The organism is Endozoicomonas sp. (assembly GCF_031844845.1).
In the GTDB taxonomy this organism is placed as follows: domain Bacteria; phylum Pseudomonadota; class Gammaproteobacteria; order Pseudomonadales; family Endozoicomonadaceae; genus Endozoicomonas.
In genome coordinates, this window is sequence record NZ_JAVRMB020000066.1 from 23,682 (window position 1) to 39,691 (window position 16,010).

General features: G+C 50.4%; 13 protein-coding genes and 2 tRNA genes. 12 read left to right on the top strand and 3 right to left on the bottom strand.

Translation table 11 applies throughout. The features are described from left to right. Window positions 1-97 precede the first annotated feature (97 nt). The 4 genes from glmM to RM811_RS03130 all read left to right on the top strand — a co-directional run bounded on the left by glmM (window position 98) and on the right by RM811_RS03130 (window position 2,941). The gene (gene glmM, locus RM811_RS03115) at window positions 98-1,435 is read left to right on the top strand and encodes a phosphoglucosamine mutase (RefSeq protein ID WP_402520663.1); all 1,338 of its coding nucleotides are present in this window, start codon (window positions 98-100) and stop codon (window positions 1,433-1,435) included. A gap of 192 nt (window positions 1,436-1,627) precedes the next feature. After that, window positions 1,628-2,374, top strand: a complete 747-nt coding sequence (gene tpiA, locus RM811_RS03120; RefSeq protein ID WP_402520665.1) for a triose-phosphate isomerase — start codon at window positions 1,628-1,630, stop codon at window positions 2,372-2,374. Window positions 2,375-2,376: 2 nt separating this feature from the next. Further along, window positions 2,377-2,784, top strand: a complete 408-nt coding sequence (gene secG, locus RM811_RS03125; RefSeq protein ID WP_402520667.1) for a preprotein translocase subunit SecG — start codon at window positions 2,377-2,379, stop codon at window positions 2,782-2,784. Window positions 2,785-2,854: 70 nt separating this feature from the next. Beyond that, window positions 2,855-2,941: transfer RNA gene (locus RM811_RS03130), tRNA-Leu, on the top strand. A 408-nt stretch (window positions 2,942-3,349) separates the two neighbouring features. Here the strand turns inward: RM811_RS03130 and RM811_RS03135 are convergent. Both RM811_RS03135 and RM811_RS03140 read right to left on the bottom strand, forming a co-directional pair. Continuing rightward, a complete protein-coding gene (locus RM811_RS03135; RefSeq protein ID WP_402520669.1) occupies window positions 3,350-3,643 on the bottom strand; it encodes a hypothetical protein in 294 nt (97 codons plus the stop codon). Between the two features lie 202 nt (window positions 3,644-3,845). Continuing rightward, a complete protein-coding gene (locus RM811_RS03140; protein ID WP_402520671.1) occupies window positions 3,846-4,313 on the bottom strand; it encodes a hypothetical protein in 468 nt (155 codons plus the stop codon). A 453-nt stretch (window positions 4,314-4,766) separates the two neighbouring features. On the opposite strand from RM811_RS03140, the gene RM811_RS03145 reads away from it, so the two are divergent. The 8 genes from RM811_RS03145 (at window position 4,767) to pnp (ending at window position 14,681) form a co-directional block, all read left to right on the top strand. Continuing rightward, window positions 4,767-4,843 (top strand) — tRNA-Met (locus RM811_RS03145). 143 nt (window positions 4,844-4,986) lie between these two features. Beyond that, window positions 4,987-5,445 (top strand): ribosome maturation factor RimP, encoded by a 459-nt coding sequence (rimP, locus tag RM811_RS03150; protein WP_402520673.1) that lies wholly within the window; start codon window positions 4,987-4,989, stop codon window positions 5,443-5,445. A 90-nt stretch (window positions 5,446-5,535) separates the two neighbouring features. Continuing rightward, complete coding sequence (nusA, locus tag RM811_RS03155; RefSeq protein WP_402520675.1) at window positions 5,536-7,029, top strand: transcription termination factor NusA; 1,494 nt, start codon at window positions 5,536-5,538, stop codon at window positions 7,027-7,029. Window positions 7,030-7,055: 26 nt separating this feature from the next. Continuing rightward, window positions 7,056-9,776: a translation initiation factor IF-2 gene (gene infB, locus RM811_RS03160; protein WP_402520677.1), complete on the top strand. Its 2,721-nt coding sequence runs from the start codon at window positions 7,056-7,058 to the stop codon at window positions 9,774-9,776. Window positions 9,777-10,228: 452 nt separating this feature from the next. Next, entirely contained in the window at window positions 10,229-10,627 is a 399-nt protein-coding gene (rbfA, locus tag RM811_RS03165; RefSeq protein WP_402520678.1) for a 30S ribosome-binding factor RbfA, read from the top strand. A 3-nt stretch (window positions 10,628-10,630) separates the two neighbouring features. Continuing rightward, window positions 10,631-11,707, top strand: a complete 1,077-nt coding sequence (gene truB, locus RM811_RS03170) for a tRNA pseudouridine(55) synthase TruB (protein ID WP_402520680.1) — start codon at window positions 10,631-10,633, stop codon at window positions 11,705-11,707. 208 nt (window positions 11,708-11,915) lie between these two features. Beyond that, complete coding sequence (gene rpsO, locus RM811_RS03175; protein ID WP_402520682.1) at window positions 11,916-12,185, top strand: 30S ribosomal protein S15; 270 nt, start codon at window positions 11,916-11,918, stop codon at window positions 12,183-12,185. 357 nt (window positions 12,186-12,542) lie between these two features. Further along, window positions 12,543-14,681 carry a polyribonucleotide nucleotidyltransferase gene (pnp, locus tag RM811_RS03180; protein WP_402520688.1) on the top strand — a complete coding sequence of 713 codons (2,139 nt, stop codon included), beginning with the start codon at window positions 12,543-12,545 and terminating at the stop codon, window positions 14,679-14,681. Window positions 14,682-15,108: 427 nt separating this feature from the next. On the opposite strand, the gene RM811_RS03185 is transcribed toward pnp, so the two are convergent. After that, on the bottom strand, window positions 15,109-16,010 hold a 902-nt coding region (locus RM811_RS03185; RefSeq protein WP_402520684.1), incomplete at its 5' end, for a thiamine pyrophosphate-dependent enzyme.

The following is a 16,010-nucleotide window of genomic DNA, read 5'->3' on the forward strand; positions in this document are numbered from 1 at the left end:
TTTTATTACCAAAGTTGCTTCGTAGTACTGGTGGTTCACTTTAATGAGTGAGATCATTATCGGTTATTACTTTCAAATGAACTTTTGGTAAACGGTTATGGCGCGCAAATACTTTGGTACCGACGGAATTCGCGGGAAGGTTGGTGACTTTCCGATTACACCGGATTTTGTCCTGAAGCTGGGTTGGGCGGCTGGTCGTGTGCTGGCTGAAGAAGGTGAAGGTAAGGTGATCATTGGCAAGGATACCCGTATCTCTGGCTATATGTTTGAGTCAGCGCTTGAGGCGGGTCTTTCCGCTGCAGGTATTGACGTTGTCTTAACGGGTCCTATGCCAACACCAGCGATTGCCTATCTGACTCGTACGTTCAATGGGCAGGCAGGTATCGTGATCAGTGCTTCTCATAACCCATTTTACGACAATGGTATTAAGTTTTTTGCGGGTGATGGTACCAAACTTTCTGATGAGGTGGAGCGCAAGATTGAAGCGCTGCTTGAGTCAGATATTGAGGTGGTTGATTCGCAAAGTCTGGGTAAGGTAACCCGGATGGATGACGCTGCTGGTCGGTACATTGAGTACTGCAAGGGTAGTACCTCTCAGCAACTGAATCTGCGTGGTATGAAGATTGTTATCGATGCAGGTCACGGTGCAACTTACCAGGTTGGTCCGGCGGTTTTCCGTGAGCTGGGGGCTGATGTTATTGCTATTGGCACCAGCCCTGATGGTGTCAATATTAATGAGAATGCAGGTTCCACCAATCCTGCAAGTATGGCGGCCAGAGTGAAAGAGGCAGGTGCCGATCTGGGGATTGCCTTTGATGGTGATGGTGACCGGGTCATTATGGTGGATGATAAAGGCGAGATCGTTGATGGTGATCAACTGTTGTTTATTATTGCCATGGATCGCCATTCCAGGGGAGTTCTGAAAGGCGGGGTTGTTGGAACGCTGATGACCAACCTTGGTATGGAAAAAGCACTGGAGGTGGCCGGTATCCCCTTTGTCCGGGCGAATGTCGGGGATCGTTATGTGAACGAGTTGTTGATGGCTAATGACTGGCAGCTGGGTGGCGAGTCGTCCGGTCATATTATCTGCCGGGATGCTTCTACCACGGGAGATGGGATTGTTGCAGCGCTGAAGGTTCTGAAAGCCATGCAGAGCACTGGTCAGTCACTTTCTGAAATGGTCAGTGGCATTACCCTTTATCCTCAAATCATGATTAATGTCCGGGTTAAAAATAAACGGGATACCGATACTATTCCAGGTATTGTTGCTGCGGTGAAACAGGCGGAAGCTGAAATGGCCGGAAAAGGTCGGGTGTTGCTGAGACCGTCTGGAACTGAACCGGTGATTCGGGTCATGGTTGAGGGGGAAAATGAGGAAATGGTTAAAGCTCAGGTTGGGAAGCTGGTTGAAGTGGTTACCAGAGAGATGTGCTGAGTAACCTCCGGTGCAGATATTTTTTTACACCTTCGGCTTTGACACCGGAAATCAATTCTGAAATTAACTCCGGAGAACACTTTAAAACCGCTTTTATATTTCTGTTTGTCCGGTTGGAGAAAGCGGCTGGCCTGTTGTATGTGACTGGCTTTCAGGGTATATTTCGGCCTCGCGATCAAAGAGGTAAGCGGTATGCGTCAGCCACTGGTAGCCGGAAACTGGAAGATGAATGGATCTTCAGACAGTATCCGTGAGCTTGTTGATGGAATCCTTTCTGGGCTTGACACCAGTGCTGAGGTGCTCGTTTTTCCACCTAGCGTATATGTTCAGCAGGTTGGTGACTTGCTGAAGGGTTCATCTGTTAAGTTCGGTGTACAGAATGTATCCGACCAGTTGTCAGGTGCCTATACCGGTGAGACCTCTCCTCTGATGGCCAAAGACCTTGGCTGTGAATATGTATTGATTGGCCACTCCGAGCGTCGTTCTCTTTTTGGAGAAACCGATGCTGATGTGGCAGCGAAATTCTGCGCTCTGGTTGATCAGGGTCTGGTCCCCGTCCTTTGTGTGGGTGAGACCCTTTCCGAGCGCGAATCTGGCGACACTATGAAGGTAGTTGCTCATCAGATTAACACTGTGCTTCGGGCTGCCGGTCCGGAGCGTTTAGCTAATTTTGTAATTGCCTATGAACCAGTTTGGGCTATTGGTACTGGTCTGACTGCAACACCAGAACAGGCGCAGGAAGTCCATGCTGACATTCGTGCGCTACTGGCAGAGAACGATCCGTCCATGGCGGACAGAACTCGTCTTCTGTATGGTGGTAGCATGAAGGCTGGCAACGCGGCAGAACTGATGGGCCAGCCTGATGTTGATGGTGGTCTGATTGGTGGAGCTTCGCTGGTAGCTGCTGATTTCAAGGTGATTTGTCACGCTGCGGGCTAGTAATGGAAAGCATTATTCTTCTTGTGCACGTGCTGGTAGCTGTTGGTGTGATCTCCATGATCATGCTGCAGCAGGGCAAAGGTGCAGAAACGGGAGCCAGTTTTGGCTCAGGGGCTTCTCAAACGGTGTTTGGAAGTCAGGGCTCAGCTAATTTTCTGAGTCGAACAACAGCGGTGTTGGCTACGGTCTTTTTTGTGACCAGTCTTGGTCTGGCGATGATGGCCAGACAGAAAGCAGACGGTGTTACTGATGCTGGTTTGCCTTCTATTCAGATAGAGCAGACTTTGCCAGTCAATGACGCACCTTTTTCGGTTGATACGTTAGAAAGTACTACCGGAAATGATGCGCCTATGATAGAGTCGCAGCCCGTCGAGAGTAGTGACTCAGGCAGCTCTGAAAGCACTAAATGAGATTTAAATCTTATTGATTTATAAAGGGTTTTCAGAAATACTTCAGCTGTCGTTCAAAGCGACAGTTAAGGCCGAAGTGGTGGAATTGGTAGACACGCTGTCTTGAGGGGGCAGTGCCTGTATGGGCGTGCGAGTTCGAGTCTCGTTTTCGGCACCAAATCAGAGCTGTGAGAATTTATTCTTGCGGCTTTTTTTGTATCTTGACATTCATTCAGAGAATATTTTTCCGAGCTATTTAGAATCCAATTTTCCCCTTTGAGCAAGTCAGCTATTTCAACCTTTCTCCCACCTCCTCTAATTCTTTTTCCAATTATAGTCAGCCGCCTTTATCCTTGCTGCCCGACGCTGCCGAGTATGTTGCGACTGGCGATAATGAGCATGCCATGGAGGGGGAATGTTATTCCTCGATGGGTTCGGCTGAAGGGCTTGTGTCGCTTCAGGGAAACGATAGGGCCTATCAGCAGGCTGTCAGTATTCAGTCTGTCACCTTGCCAGCGTGTCTTTGTGGTTATGACCCATCTGGCTACTGTATCTGTAAACCTGATGCGGATGAGATACCTTATTCCTATGTCTCCAGTTCCTTGTTGATTTTCTGAATCATCCCTTGCGTAACCTGCTCCTCCCCAAACATGACGCAAGCTGCCAGGCAGCAGGCTGTTGATAATCGGAAGCCTCCGGCCTGCCGGGTTTTGTAATGCCAGCCATGTCGTGTAAGTGATTTATAGTTACAGTTGATCTGGTATGTGCTGGTGTCGTCGTGTGATTCGAGTGTTAGGTGAATGGTTCCGAAATTACCCTGCAGGGAAAATGACTGTCTGTCCTGATGGGAAAAAAACTGAATCAGATCGATGAGATTCATTGCTCAGGTCTCTTCTTATTACTTAATGCTTTCATCGTATTTTAATGCATCACTTATGCCATCGTGGCCGTTTGCCCTGTTCGCCACGGCGTTCATCAGACTCTTTCGGACTGGATATAACCCTTTTTATGGGTAAAGAGTGGGTTTATGTAACGTAGAGAAACACTGGAGGATTGGAGTCGGCGTGTTTCTTTATATAAGTTTATGGTGTGCTATTCTTTTTCGTCAATTCTTTAAGTCGCTCAGAGTCTTCTTTAAGTTGCACAAGCGTTTGTTTATTTTTATCTCGGCTTTCTTGTGCTTTTATTCTGTTTGAAAATACTCTACATCCGCGCCTGATCTTTGAAACTTTATTCTTATCGCTAATTGAATCATAAAAAATTTTACGATCATTCTTGGACATATTATGTACTTCAGAAAGGTTTTTACCAGGCTGTGAAGTGTTTGGCGTAATATTACTCAGAATATTTTGAGCCTCTGGCACGCGGGCTTCAGGCTGGTTTTTTTGGGTGCAGCTGGTTGCATTCTTGCCGGATTTCTTTGCTGGCGGTGCTTCTGATGGAGAGTCATTATTATTCCTGTTAGCCAATTGTATTTCTATAGCTGGTGAGATTTTATTTCTTGGATCTGGTATGCAATTGCTTGCGCCCGCGATGGGGTTTTGCATCATCCCAACGTCCTGTTGTTTGTTTGCTCTCCGGGTGGAAGTGCGACGGTTTCAAAACCGTAAAATTGAGTGGTAGATGCCCTATTGTGATGGGGTTCTTCTTGAGGTAATGGTATGTGTTGAAGGGATGTCAGAGAGTGGTCAAGAAGCTCACGCATTATTGGTTGGTTTTCAGGTCAATTTGTATAGTCAGACAGTTTCAGGCTAAGAGAGTTCCCCAGGTTATTGGCAGGTTTGCGATAATTGTATTCCTGATGTGTTGACAGCGCTGGAAAAAAGTACATAATAGTGCGGTTTTTATGGCATAGAGTTTTTACTGTTGCTGGTTAACGTATTGTTTCTACAAGTTTCTTTGATTAACTGTTCAGCGTTTTCAATAGTTGAAAAACAGTTGATTTGATGTTTGGGAGAGGTTGTCAGGTGGCGTTTGCCGCAGTATACTGATGAACACTTTGATGCGGGGTGGAGCAGTCTGGTAGCTCGTCGGGCTCATAACCCGAAGGTCGTTGGTTCGAATCCAGCCCCCGCTACCAAACCCATGAAAACCCCCTTTGCGGGGTTTTTTATTAGGTAGCGAGTAATTGATGTGTGATGGCCAGCTTGGTCGTTGTGCAAATCTATGGGGCTTTATAGCCCCTTTTTTGTTTAACATTGTTTTTCTAGCAGGTATTCAGTCGTGGCAGGTAAGCAGTCGCAGCTGGAGGCACTTATCGAGCCGATCGTGGAGTCGCTTGATTACCGCCTCTGGGGTATTGAATTTGTTTCCCGTGGGCGGAATTCGATGCTTCGGGTTTATATTGATGCAGATAGTGGCATTGCCCTGGAAGATTGCGAAAAGGTCAGTCGTCAGGTCAGTGCTGTTATGGACGTAGAAGACCCAATTGCGGACGAATATACCTTGGAAGTATCTTCTCCGGGATTGGACAGGCCGTTATTCCGGCTTGAGCAGTATGAAATGATGGCTGGGTATAGGGTCAACATACGCCTGAGGGTGCCTTTTGAAGGGCGCCGTAAGTATCAGGGTGTCATCAAGGGGATTGAAGGTCAGGATGTTGTTATAGAGGCCGATGGCCATGAGCTTCTGTTGCCTGTCGATAGTATCGACAAGGCGCAGGTGATACCACAGTTCGACTGAATTATTCATCAGGCCGGGCGGATATCCCGGTTAGTGAACAGGGATGTGTTGGCGTAGGCATGGACTGGTTCAGCATAGGCGAGGCAGAGTATGAGTAAAGAAATTCTGTTGGTCGTAGAGTCCGTATCCAATGAGAAGGGAGTACCGCCCGGAGTTATCTTTGAGGCGTTAGAATCCGCTCTGGCGACTGCGACCAAAAAACGGTATGAAACCGAAGTGGATATCCGGGTGGCGATTAACCGGTCCAGCGGAGAGTACGATACTTTCCGTTGCTGGACTGTGGTTGCTGATGAGGATTTTGAATTCGCAGGCATGCATCTGACCCTTGATGAAGGCAAGGAGCAGGATGAGTCCCTTGAAATCGGGAGTGTCTGGGAAGAGCCCATTGATTCTGTAGGCTTTGGGCGTATTGCTGCCCAGGCCGCCAAACAGGTTATTGTTCAGAAGGTGCGTGAAGCTGAACGCATCCAGATGGTTGAACAATACCAGGATAAAATGGGTGCCCTGGTTTCAGGAACCGTCAAGAAAACAACCCGGGACAGCATCATTGTTGACCTGGGTAATAATGCTGAAGCGGTTTTAAAGAAAGATCAGACGTTGCCCCGGGAAAACTTTCGGATGGGGGCCCATGTTCGTGCCCTGCTTCTGGAAGTATCAACGGAAGGGCGTGGTCCTCAGCTTATGCTTTCCAGAACCGTGCCTGAAATGCTGGTAGAGCTGTTCCGGATTGAAGTTCCGGAAATTTCTGAAGAAGTTATCGAGATTCGTGGCGCTGCCAGGGATCCGGGCTCACGAGCCAAAATTGCGGTTAAAACCAATGACGGGCGTATTGACCCGGTGGGTGCCTGTGTTGGTATGCGCGGTGCCCGGGTTCAAGCCGTTTCCGGCGAACTGGGTAATGAACGGGTTGATATTGTTCTTTACGACGACAACCCGGTTCAGTACGTCATCAATGCCATGCAGCCAGCAGAAGTGGCTTCCATTGTTGTTGATGAAGACCGGGGCACAATGGATATTGCCGTCAGTGAAGACAACCTGGCTCAGGCCATTGGTCGCGGTGGACAGAATGTCCGTCTGGCCAGTGAGTTGACCGGCTGGATCCTGAACGTCATGACAGAAAACGATGCTGCGGAAAAGCAGCAGGAAGAAGCGGGCAAGGTTGTTCAGACGTTTGTTGATCGACTGGATGTTGATGCTGATCTGGCTGAACTGCTCGTAGAAGAAGGTTTTACCTCCATGGAGGAGATTGCATATGTTCCTCTGGAGGAAATGCTGGCCATTGAAGGTTTTGATGAAGATATGGTCGAACAGTTGCGCTCAAGGGCCAAGGATCAGTTGCTGACTCAGGCCATTGCCCAGGAAGAAAAGCTCGATGGTGCTCAGCCTGCTGATGACCTTCTGAATATGGAAGGTATGGAACAGCATCTGGCTTATGAGCTGGCCAGTCGCGGTGTTGTCACGATGGAAGATCTGGCAGAACAGTCGGTGGATGACCTTTTTGATATTGAAGGGTTGACCGAAGATCGTGCTGGTGAGCTGATCATGACAGCGCGCAAACCGTGGTTTGAAGAAGCGGCTAACTGAGCGGGCCACTGAGAGGAGAAGTGTGAATGGCAGATGTAACCGTAGAGCAACTCGCGGCAGTGGTCGGCGCTCCAGTGGAGCGGTTGTTGCAGCAGATGAAAGACGCAGGCTTGACTAAAAGCAGCGGCAAAGAATCTGTGTCCGATGTAGAAAAACAGCAGCTGCTGGCCCACCTGAAGCAAGCTCATGGTGATGCCGGTACCGGTTCCGAACCAACCAAAATTACGCTGAAACGTAAGACTGTCAGCCGCATGAATGTGTCTGGTGGCAGTGCTGGTGCGAACAAGGTGGTTAACGTAGAGGTGCGGAAAAAGCGCACTTATGTTAAGCGCGATGCCGCTGAAGATCAGAGTGCAGGCGAGGCTGATAAAGCTAAAGGCGCGCCGCAAGCTGATAGAAGGCAGGATGATCGTGGTCAGCGCAGAGATGATCGCGCTGCCCGTCCGGCTGGTGATCGTGGTCAGAGAGATGATCGTGGTGCCCGTCCGGCTGGTGATCGTGGTCCTCGCCCAGTGGGTGCAGGTGATCGTGGTCCTCGCCCAGCGGGTGCAGGTGATCGTGGTCCTCGCCCAGCGGGTGCAGGTGATCGTGGTCCTCGCCCAGCGGGTGCAGGTGATCGTGGTCCTCGCCCAGCGGGTGCGGGTGATCGTGGTCCTCGTCCAGCGGGTGATCGTGGTCCTCGCCCAGCAGGTGCGGGTGATCGTGGTTCTCGTCCAGCGGGTGCGGGTGATCGTGGTCCTCGTCCGGGCGGTGCTCCAGGTGCTGGAGCGGCGCCATCCTTTGGTGATGCGCCACCGGCTGATGATCGTAAGTCTCGTAACAAGCGTGGCACCAAGGGCAAAGATCGTCGTAATGACACTGATGATCAGCCTCGTCGTCGTGGTCGTAATGAGCGTGATGACCGTCGTGGTGGCAGTCGTAAGTTTTCCCGTACCATGACGCCTGAATCCATGGCGGCTCACGGCTTTACCAGGCCGACAGCGCCTGTGCTGCGAGAGGTTTCCATTCCGGAAGCGATCACGGTTGCTGAGCTGGCCAATAAAATGGCAATCAAGGCGGCAGATGTTATCAAGGCCATGTTCAAAATGGGCTCGATGGTAACCATTAACCAGGTTATCGATCAGGAAACTGCCAGTATTGTGGTTGAAGAGTTGGGCCACAGATACAAGCTGACCAAGGCGGACGCGATCGAAGATACGCTGGTTGATAATCAGCATGTTGATACAGGTTATGAAGCCAAACCCCGTGCGCCGGTTGTTACCGTTATGGGTCACGTTGACCATGGTAAGACATCGCTGCTGGATTATATTCGCAAGAGTCGTGTTCAGGCCGGTGAAGCGGGTGGTATTACCCAGCACATTGGTGCTTACCATGTGGAAACGGATCGTGGCATGGTGTCCTTCCTGGATACACCGGGACACGCAGCATTTACCGCAATGCGTGCTCGTGGAGCCAAGTCGACGGATATCGTTATTCTTGTTGTTGCTGCGGATGATGGCGTAATGCCTCAGACCGAAGAAGCGGTTCAGCACGCGAAAGCGGCTGGCGTGCCGATTGTGGTCGCCGTCAACAAGATGGATAAGGAAGACGCTGATCCGGATCGCGTTAAAAATGAACTGTCTGCCCGTGATGTCATCCCGGAAGAATGGGGTGGTGATACACAGTTTATGCCAGTGTCTGCCTTGACGGGTGAGGGCGTGGAAGAACTTCTGGAAGCCGTTATTCTTCAGGCTGAAGTGCTTGAATTGAGCGCACCAAATGAAGGTCCGGCCCGAGGCGTTGTTATCGAGTCCCGTCTGGATAAAGGGCGCGGACCTGTGGCTACGGTACTGGTTCAGGCAGGCATGTTGAAACAGGGTGATAATATCCTGGTGGGTCAGCAATTCGGTCGTGTTCGTGCCATGCTGGATGAAAATGGCAAGCCGATCAAAGAAGCGGGTCCTTCTATTCCGGTAGAAATCCTGGGTCTGGATGGTACTCCACATGCCGGTGATGAAATGCTGGTGGTTCGTGATGAGCGTAAGGCTCGCGAAATTGCCCTGTTCCGTCAGGGTAAATTCCGCGAAGTGAAGCTGGCTCGTCAGCAGGCCTTCAAGATGGAGAATGTATTCTCCAGAATGGGCACTGAACCGACGAAGAAGCTGAACATTGTGCTTAAGGCGGACGTTCGAGGTTCTCTTGAGGCGCTGACCAGCTCACTGCAAGAGCAGGGTAATGACGAAGTTGAAGTAAGAGTTATCTCCAGCGGTGTTGGTGGTATTTCTGAAACGGATGCGAACCTGGCCCTGGCGTCCAATGCGGTTATTGTTGGCTTTAACGTGCGTGCCGATGCGTCAGCCCGCAAGATTATCGACGCTGAAGAGGTGGATCTCCGTTATTACAGTGTTATCTATGACATTATTGATGACGTGAGAAAAGCACTGACCGGTATGCTGGGTTCTGATACCCGTGAGCAGATTGCCGGTGTGGCCGAGGTTCGTGAAGTCTTCCGTTCGCCGAAGTTCGGTGCGGTGGCTGGTTGTATGGTTATTGAAGGTACTGTTTACCGTAATGACCGTATTCGTGTACTGCGTGAGAACGTGGTTATCTACGAAGGGGAGCTGGAATCTCTGCGTAGATACAAGGATGACATGAGTGAGGTTCGTAACGGTATGGAGTGTGGTATCGCCGTTAAGAACTACAACGATGTTAAGCCTGGTGACAAGATTGAGGTGTACAAAACGATTGAAGTTAAACGCACACTTTAATCAGTTTTCAGGCCGTTGAGATAGAAAGTTGAGATAGAAAGTTGAGATAGAAAGCCCGCGGCCTAAACCGCGGGCTTTCTGATATGTGCACTTCCAACTCTTTTCGATTCAGATGCTGGATGGAGAGGGTGTTTTTTTGGGAACCACAAAGGCACAAAGTCACAAAGGTAGATTAAGGGAAGCTGCAATTAAGAATATACCACCGTCATCCCCGCGAAGGTGGGGACCCACTGCGTGGTAGATTCCCGCCTTCGCGAGAATGACGGAGGGCTGGTACTTTCTATAATGCCACTTCCCTAAGCTTTTGACTTGAGTTGTAGAGCATGGATTCGCACCTTTCATGTCAGAAGGTGGCGAATCGTCGTCATGTGTCTTCGTGCCTTTTATGCCTTTAGGCCTTTAGGTCCTTTGGGTCCTCGGGTGTTGTGGTTCCGTCTCGGAGTAATTTTTCAATGGCAAAAGAATACAGTCGTACCCAACGGGTGGCTGACCAGATGCAGAAAGAGCTGGCTCAGCTTATTCAGCTGGAAATGAAAGACCCTCGTTTGGGCATGGTTACCGTCAGTATTGTTGAAGTCAGCCGGGATCTGGCTTTTGCTGATGTGTATGTTTCGTTCCTGGGGGTTGATGACCAGGAACAGATTGATGAATCACTGAAGGTGTTGAGTCAGGCTGCTGGTTTTCTGCGTTCCCAGCTGGCCAGGGCGATAAAGTTGAGATATACGCCTCAGCTGCGTTTCCATTTTGACAGCAGCCTGAGCCGGGGCGCTTTTCTCTCTTCGCTGATTGAAGAGGCGGTCGCTCAAGACGCTGAGGCGGGTAAGCGCAGAGAAGAAGATTCGGAGGAATAAGTCATGGCCAGAAGAGGTCGACGCGTCAATCGTGGCCGTCCAGTAAACGGTATTATTATCGTTGATAAGGTGTACGGTGCTTCTTCCAATGAAGTGCTGCAGCGGGTCAAGCGGCTGTTTAATGCGGCCAAAGCAGGCCACACGGGCAGTCTTGATCCGTTGGCTACAGGGGTTTTACCCATTTGTCTTGGGGAGGCTACCAAGTTTTCCCAGTACCTGCTGGATTCGGACAAATCCTATCGGACCACCATGAAAATGGGCGTGCAAACCACCACGGGAGACCGTGAGGGTGAGGTGGTTGAAGAGCGTCCGGTAACGGTTACCCGCTCTGATGTGGAAGCCATTCTGCAGCAGTTCCGTGGTGATATTCAGCAGATTCCCAGTATGTTCTCTGCGCTCAAACATAATGGCAGGCCGCTCTACGAATATGCCCGTGAAGGGATTGAGATTGAACGCCCTTCCCGAACCATTACCATCCATCGGTTAGAGCTTCTGGATTTCGATGGTGATGAATGTGTTTTCGAGGTGGACTGCACCAAGGGAACCTATATTCGTACGCTGATTGAAGATATTGGTAAGGCGGTGGGTTGTCTTGGGCATGTAGCTGAGCTTAAGCGCCTTAAGGCCGGGCCATACACGGAGCATCAGGCTCACTCTCTGGATGAGCTTGCAGCCATGCGAGATGAGGGGCGTGAGTCAGCCCTGAGTGTCGAGGAGCGTATTGAATTCGCAGAATTAACCGGTCTGGCGGATGAGCTGGGGCGTGACCGTCTTGAAGCCGATAAGTCCTCCCGGTTAAAAACGTTGGCTCTGATTCGTAACAAGGCGGGTGACCGTGTCCTTGATGACCTGTTGCTTTCACAGGACAGTGCGGTCAGTGACTGGCCCCAGGTGAAGCTGGGTGAGACCAGTAGCCACTATATTTCCCAGGGAAATCCGGTTCAGGTGCCTCAGGCGCCTACCAGTGGCAATGTGCGTATTTATGGTGTTACAGAAGGTGTTGAGGGTTTGGTATTCCTTGGCATCGGTGAGATCACCGATGATGGGCTGGTTGCACCCAAACGTCTGGTCAAGGGTTAAGTGAACGCTGCCCGCTGCCCGAAAAAGCCGGGTTCGCTTGCGCTTTTGCGGGGAGCGGGCAACGGGGAGCGGGTCGCGAGTAGCAGGTAACGTTTTTTTTGGACGAGTTCACTACATAGTGGTAGAATTTGCCGCTGTTTAGATGGCTGGCTGTAAATATGCACGGTCACGCCGGTTTTTGTAATGCATATTGTGTGGAGATTTAACAATGGCTTTGACTGTTGAAAAGAAAGCTGAAATCCTGAAAGATTTCGGTCGCTCAGAAGGCGATTCTGGTTCCCCTGAAGTTCAGGTGGCTCTGCTGACTGCTAATATTGAAGGCCTGCAGGGACACTTCAAGGCGAATCACAAGGATCACCACTCCCGTCGTGGTCTGATTCGCATGGTAAACCAGCGTCGTAGCCTGCTGGACTACCTGAAGCGTAAAGATATTGAGCGTTATCGTACTGTGATCCAGCGTCTGGGTCTGCGTCGTTAATCGACGGATACGGTTGTAACGGCCAATATAGGGAGCGTGGTGTCTTGATATCACCTCCCACAGTCAAGGCACCGCGAGCTGCATTAATATGTGGCTGGCGGTGTTTTGTTATTTGCAGGCTGATAAAATCTGGCCTGATTACCGGGCATTAATTCTGAACTTTCCGGATTTAGAGGATTGGATTCAGAGAATTTTCCCGGTAAACAAGAATTGCCCATGCCTGCACTCTGTCTGCATGGGGTGCAATTCAGAGGCTTTCATCTGGTTTACAGATTGAAGTTTGTGGATTGCATCCATCTCTATGACAGTGTGGATGCGGGTGGGGTGATAACGATTGATAATGAAGGAAAAAATAACGTGAGTATTGCTCCAAAAGCATCAACAAAAACTTTTCAGTTCGGTGAGCAAACCGTAACACTGGAAACCGGTCGTATTGCCCGCCAGGCGAGCGGTGCTGTTCTGGCAACCATGGGTGAAATCCAGGTACTGGCTGCGGTTGTCGGTGCAAAAACGGCCCGTGCTGGTCAGGATTTCTTCCCGCTGTCTGTACACTATCAGGAAAAAGTCTACGCTGCCGGTAAAATTCCTGGCGGTTTTATGAAGCGTGAGGGTAAGGCCAGTGATAAAGAAACACTGACTTCCCGTCTTATTGACCGTCCTATTCGTCCATTGTTCCCGAAAGGTTATATGAACGAAGTTCAGGTAGTGATCACCGTTCTTTCTGTGGATAAAAAGAACGACTCAGATGTTCTGGGCATGATTGCCGCGTCTGCAGCGCTGTCTCTTTCCGGTATTCCTTTTGCCGGTCCGGTGGGTGCAGCCCGTGTTGGTTTCACCGAAGATGAAGGTTATCTCCTTAACCCATCTTTTGAGCAACTGAAGAAGTCCGAGCTGAACATGGTGGTTGCCGGTACCCGTGATGCGGTGCTGATGGTGGAATCCGAAGCTAAGGAACTGACCGAAGACGAAATGCTGGGTGCCGTGCTTTTTGCTCAGCAGGAATACCAGTGTGTGGTTACGGCCATTGAAGAATTTACTGCTGAAAACGGCAAGCCTGCCTGGGATTGGCAGCCAGAAGTTGTCAATGCTGCGCTCAAAGAAGCCGTTGATTTTGCGTTTGAGCAGAAAATTCGCGAAGCCTACCAGGTAACGATCAAGCAGGAACGTACTAATACCCTGGCTGAATTAAAGGCTGAGGCGCAAGCGCTTCTCGTCGGCAAGGGCGAAGATGAAGGTCAGTTTACCGCGGATGAGGTAATGACTTACTTCAGCAAGCTGGAAAAGTCAGTGGTTCGCGGCAGTATTATCAATGGTCAGCCTCGAATTGATGGCCGTGATGCCACGACTGTCCGTCCAATTACCATTGAAGTTGGTATGCTGAAAAAGACCCATGGTTCTGCCCTGTTCACCCGTGGTGAAACGCAGGCGATTGTGACCACTACACTGGGTACGTCACGGGATGCTCAGTTTATTGACGCTCTTGAAGGTGAGTCTCGTGACCCGTTCATGCTGCATTACAACTTCCCATCCTACTCTGTAGGCGAGTGTGGTCGTATGGGTCCTCCGGGACGTCGTGAAATCGGCCATGGTCGTTTGGCTCGTCGTGGTATTCAGGCGGTTCTGCCCACTGATGAAGAGTTTCCGTACACCATTCGAGTGGTTTCTGAAATTACAGAATCTAACGGTTCCAGCTCTATGGCGTCGGTTTGTGGCACCTCTCTTGCCCTGATGGATGCGGGTGTACCGCTGAAGGCGCCGGTAGCTGGTATTGCTATGGGTCTGGTTAAGGAAGGTGAGCAGTTTACCGTTCTTACCGACATTCTGGGTGACGAAGATCACCTGGGTGATATGGACTTTAAAGTCGCCGGTACTGCTCAGGGCGTGACAGCGCTTCAGATGGATATCAAGATTGCCGGTATCACTGAAGAGATCATGGACGTTGCCCTGAACCAGGCGCTGCAAGCTCGTTTGCATATCCTGGCTGAGATGAACAAAGTCATTGCCGCTTCTCGCACTGAGCTGTCTCCTAACGCGCCATTGACGATGACGGTGAAGATTGATCAGGACAAAATCCGTGATGTCATTGGTAAGGGTGGTGCTACCATCCGTTCTATCTGTGAAGAGACCGGTGCGTCTATAGACATCGGCGATGATGGCACAGTCAAGATTTACGCTGAGACTCGTGAAGCCTGTCAGGCTGCCTACGACCGTGTCTATGGCGTGACTGCAGAAGCGGAGATTGGCAAGATCTACGAAGGTACAGTAACTCGTATCGTTGAGTTCGGTGCTTTTGTTAATATCCTGCCAGGTCAGGATGGTCTGGTGCATATTTCCCAGATTGCCGATCATCGTGTAGAAAATGTTGGTGACTACGTGAAGATGGGGCAGAAGCTTGACGTTGTCGTGATGGATCTGGACAACCGTGGTCGTATTAAGCTGAGCATGAAAGAAGTGGCTCGTATTAAAGAACAGCAGGCTGCTGCGGTTTCTGAATAAGAGCTTTTGAACCACAAAGGCACAAAGACACAAAGGTTAAAAGCTTTTCGGTTTTCTTGGTGTCTTTGAGGTTAAAGTGGTTTTCTTTACACCCATAAAAAAAGCACCCATCAGGGTGCTTTTTTTTGGTTTCCGAACTCGTTCCCACGGTCCCCGGAATGCATGCCAAACTCGCCACAAATGAAACAATCAGTATGAAACTCCCACAAACCCGGACGATACGAGATTTTACCACTGTCGTCTTTCCCGCGAAGGCGGGAATCCATCTCGAGCCGTGGATCCCCGCCTTCGCGGGGATGACGGTTGGGAGTTAATTATCCCGTTGGCGACAGCCTCGGACTATGGGAACAAGGCTGACTCTGTAGACTCTGCGCCTTTTATGCCTTTAGGCCCTGTGGATCCCTCGGGTACTGTGGTAAAAATTATCTTAATGAACGGCTGATGCCCTTTCCGGAACAAAGTCCATGGCATTATGGGTGGCCATATCTTCATAGATGCCCCACTTCCGGTTGATCACCTTCTGAGCCTCCTCCAGAATGGCGCCAGCCTCATCAGGGCAGGCGATATTCAGTGCCCGATAACGCATTTCACCCCGGATGTAATCGGTCAATGGCACACTCGGTCTCAGGGAATCCAGAATGAACGGGTTCTCATGATGATCGGTACGATCAGGGTTGTAGCGGAACAGCGGCCAGTGACCAGAACGAACCGCCAGTCGCTGCTGTTCCATGCCGTGGGTCATATTAATGCCATGGGCAATACAGTGTGAATAGGCAATAACCAGAGATGGACCGGGCCAGGCTTCTGCTTCACGCATGGCCTGCAAAGTCTGCTGAGGGCTGGCTCCCATGGCAATGCGAGCCACATAAACATTACCGTAGGCAATAGCCTGTAACGCCACATCTTTTTTCGCAGACCGTTTACCGGCCGCAGCAAACTTGGCAACCGCGCCCATGGGGGTGGATTTTGACGCTTGCCCGCCGGTATTGGAATACACTTCCGTATCCATAACCAGCACATTGACATTTCGTCCACTGGCCAGCACATGGTCAAGGCCACCGGAACCAATGTCGTAAGCCCAGCCATCACCACCAACGATCCAGACGACACGTTTCATCAGACGGTCTAACACTACCCGCAGGCTGTCAGCAGCAGGCGTATTAACCCCTGCCAGTTTTTCCTGAACCTGTTGCAGGCGTTCACGCTGCAGTTGAATATCGGTGTCATTCTCCTGAGAGGCATGAATGATGTCATCCACCAGCTCAGAGCCCAGTTCATCCCGGAATGCTTCCAGTTCAAGCCTGGCCTGTTCAGCCTGATGATCACTGG

Excerpts from the sequence above, each read along its gene's own strand:
- secG (WP_402520667.1), top strand. The coding sequence starts at position 2,377 with ATGGAAAGCATTATTCTTCTTGTGCACGTGCTGGTAGCTGTTGGTGTG.
- rpsO (WP_402520682.1), top strand. The coding sequence starts at position 11,916 with ATGGCTTTGACTGTTGAAAAGAAAGCTGAAATCCTGAAAGATTTCGGT.
- rbfA (WP_402520678.1), top strand. The coding sequence starts at position 10,229 with ATGGCAAAAGAATACAGTCGTACCCAACGGGTGGCTGACCAGATGCAG.
- RM811_RS03140 (WP_402520671.1), bottom strand. The coding sequence starts at position 4,313 with ATGATGCAAAACCCCATCGCGGGCGCAAGCAATTGCATACCAGATCCA.
- RM811_RS03135 (WP_402520669.1), bottom strand. The coding sequence starts at position 3,643 with ATGAATCTCATCGATCTGATTCAGTTTTTTTCCCATCAGGACAGACAG.
- infB (WP_402520677.1), top strand. The coding sequence starts at position 7,056 with ATGGCAGATGTAACCGTAGAGCAACTCGCGGCAGTGGTCGGCGCTCCA.
- tpiA (WP_402520665.1), top strand. The coding sequence starts at position 1,628 with ATGCGTCAGCCACTGGTAGCCGGAAACTGGAAGATGAATGGATCTTCA.
- truB (WP_402520680.1), top strand. The coding sequence starts at position 10,631 with ATGGCCAGAAGAGGTCGACGCGTCAATCGTGGCCGTCCAGTAAACGGT.
- nusA (WP_402520675.1), top strand. The coding sequence starts at position 5,536 with ATGAGTAAAGAAATTCTGTTGGTCGTAGAGTCCGTATCCAATGAGAAG.
- glmM (WP_402520663.1), top strand. The coding sequence starts at position 98 with ATGGCGCGCAAATACTTTGGTACCGACGGAATTCGCGGGAAGGTTGGT.